The sequence below is a fragment of the Nocardia sp. NPDC003726 genome, assembly GCF_053586955.1.
In genome coordinates this window covers 1-2,780 of record NZ_JBSFNF010000060.1, presented here as the reverse complement: position 1 = coordinate 2,780, position 2,780 = coordinate 1, and the positions used below count along the sequence as shown (strand labels likewise).

General features: G+C 67.1%; 1 protein-coding gene. It reads left to right on the top strand.

Going from position 1 to position 2,780, the window contains the following annotated elements; translation table 11 throughout:
• The coding region (locus ACWDMM_RS33735; RefSeq protein ID WP_449941581.1) for a condensation domain-containing protein at positions 1-2,780 on the top strand (2,780 nt) is incomplete at both ends.

The window sequence follows — 2,780 nt, the reverse complement described above, 5'->3', positions numbered from 1 at the left end:
AAGACGGCGGCGACGTTCGACTTGTCGGTGTGGGAGTTCTGGTCGGCCGCTGTCTGCGGCGGTCGCTTGGTGATCGCCTCCCCGGACGGTCACCGTGATCCCGCGTACCTCAACGAACTCATGGCCCAGGAATGGGTCACGACGCTGCACGTCGTTCCGTCGATGCTGGACGCCTTGGTGACCGCCGGTATGCCGGATTCGCTGTGGCGGGTGTTGGCGATCGGTGAATCCCTTCCGGGTGCTTTGGCGCAGCGGTTCTTGCGTGGTTATCCGCGGACCGAGTTGTTCAATTTGTATGGTCCGACCGAGGCGGCGGTGTCGATTACCAGCCATCGGGTAACGGTGGCTGATGAGACGTCGGTGCCGATCGGTGCGCCGGAGTGGAACAGTCGGGTGTTTGTGCTGGATGGGCGTTTGCGTCCGGTTCCGGTGGGTGTGTCGGGTGAGTTGTATTTGGCTGGTGCGCAGTTGGCGCGGGGTTACTTCGGTCGTGCGGATCTGACGGCTGATCGGTTCGTGGCGAATCCGTTCGAGCCTGGTGAGCGGATGTATCGCACGGGTGATTTGGTGGCGTGGAACAGCGCCGGGGAATTGGAGTACCGGGGTCGTACGGATTTCCAGGTGAAGATCCGTGGTTTCCGTATCGAGTTGGGTGAGATCGAGGCTGCGTTGCTGGCGCTGCCGCAGATCGCGCAGACAGCGGTGATCGCGAAGTCCGATCCCAAGACCGGTGACCGTTTGGTGGCCTATCTGGTGGCGAGTGATGCCGTGGCGGGTGTCGATGTGGCGCAGGTGAAGTCGGAGCTGACTGCTGGCCTGCCGTCGTACATGGTGCCCGCGGCGTTCGTGGTCCTGGATGCGTTGCCGTTGAATGTCAACGGCAAGCTGGATCGTAAGGCGCTTCCGGAGCCGGAGTTCGAGGTTCAGGCGTTCCGTGCTCCGTCGACTCCGATCGAGGAGATCGTGGCGACGGTGTTCGCCGAGGTGCTGGGTGTGGAGCGTGTCGGCGCGGATGACGATTTCTTCGCTTTGGGTGGTAATTCGCTGTTGGCGACGCAGGTCGCGGCGCGGATCGGCGCGGCGCTGGACACGCGCGTACCCGTCCGCACGATCTTCGAGGCCGCGACCGTAGCCGGACTCGCGGCGAAGGTCGAGCAGCACGCGGGTACCGGCGGACGTAAGGCTCTGGTGGCCGGTCCGCGTCCGGAGCGTATTCCGCTGTCGCTGGCGCAGCAGCGCATGTGGTTCCTCAACCAGTTCGATCCGGCCTCGTCGGTCTACAACATCCCGGCCGCCATCCGCCTCACCGGCGACCTGGACGTCGCGGCACTGCGGCAGGCGGTCGCGGACTTGGTGGCGCGCCACGAGATCCTGCGCACGATCTACCCGCAGACGCCGGAAGGCCCCGTGCAGCAGGTGCTCGCGGCGGACGAGGTGCCGATCGACCTCACGCCGACGCGAGTCGACGCTGCGGATTCTGTCGCCGTGGTGACCAGCGTGGTCGGCGCGGGATTCGAGGTCACCACGGAGGTGTCGTTCCGGGTCGCGCTGTTCGAGATCGCGCCCGCGAGCGCGGACGATCCCACCGAGCACGTGCTGGTCTTCGTCGCGCACCACATCAGCTCCGACGGCTGGTCGCTCGGGCCGCTCACCCGGGATCTGGTGCTGGCCTACGAGGCGCGCAGCAGAGGCGAGGCCCCGGCCATGGCCGCGCTGCCGGTGCAGTACGCCGACTACAGCCTGTGGCAGCGGGAGGTGCTCGGCTCCGAGGACGACCCGGAGAGCCTGATCGCCCAGCAGGCCGCGTACTGGCGCAACGCGCTCGCCGCCCTGCCGGACGAATTGCCATTGCCGACCGATCGGCCCCGGCCCGCCCAGGCGTCCTATCGCGGCGGCAGCTTCGCTTTCGACATCGACGCCGACCTGCACGCCGGGCTGGAAAAGCTCGCGCAGCAACACAATTCGACGTTGTTCATGGTTGTGCACGCGGCGCTGGCGGTGTTGCTGGCCCGGCTGTCGAATACACGGGATATCGCCATCGGCACCCCGGTGGCCGGCCGGGGCGAGGCCGAACTCGACGACCTCATCGGCATGTTCGTCAACACCCTGGTGCTGCGCACCGAGGTCGAGCCGGGTACGTCGTTCGAAACACTGCTGGCCGAGGTCCGCAAGACCGACGTCGCCGCGTTCGGCCATGCCGACCTGCCGTTCGAGCGGCTGGTCGAGTTGCTCGACCCGGTCCGCTCCGCGGCGCGGCATCCGCTGTTCCAGGTGATGCTGGTACTGCAGAACCTTGCGCCCGCGACGCTGGAATTGCCCGGCCTCACGGTGTCGGGCATCGATCCTGGAGTGTCGGCGGCCAAGTTCGATCTGCAGATCACCCTGGCCGAGCAGCCCGGCGCGCAGGGCCTGTCGGTGGTGATCGGTTACGCGACCGATCTGTTCGACGAATCGACGGTGCGGAACTTCGCCAGCCGCTTCCGCCGTGTCCTGGCGGCGGTCGCGGCCGATGCCACCGCCGCGGTCGGCGACATCGATGTGCTCGCGCCCGGCGAGCGCGACCAAGTCCTGAACGCATGGAACGTGCCGGGAGCCTGGGTTCCCGGTGCGACACTGCCGGATGTGATCGCCGAGCAGGCGTGGTCGCGTCCGGACGCGGTCGCGATCCGTTCCGGTGACAAGACCTTGACTTTCGGTGAGTTGCATCGGCGGGCGAATCAGGTGGCGCGGGCGTTGATCGCCGTGGGTGCGGGGCCGGAGTCGGTGGTGGCGGTGGCGGT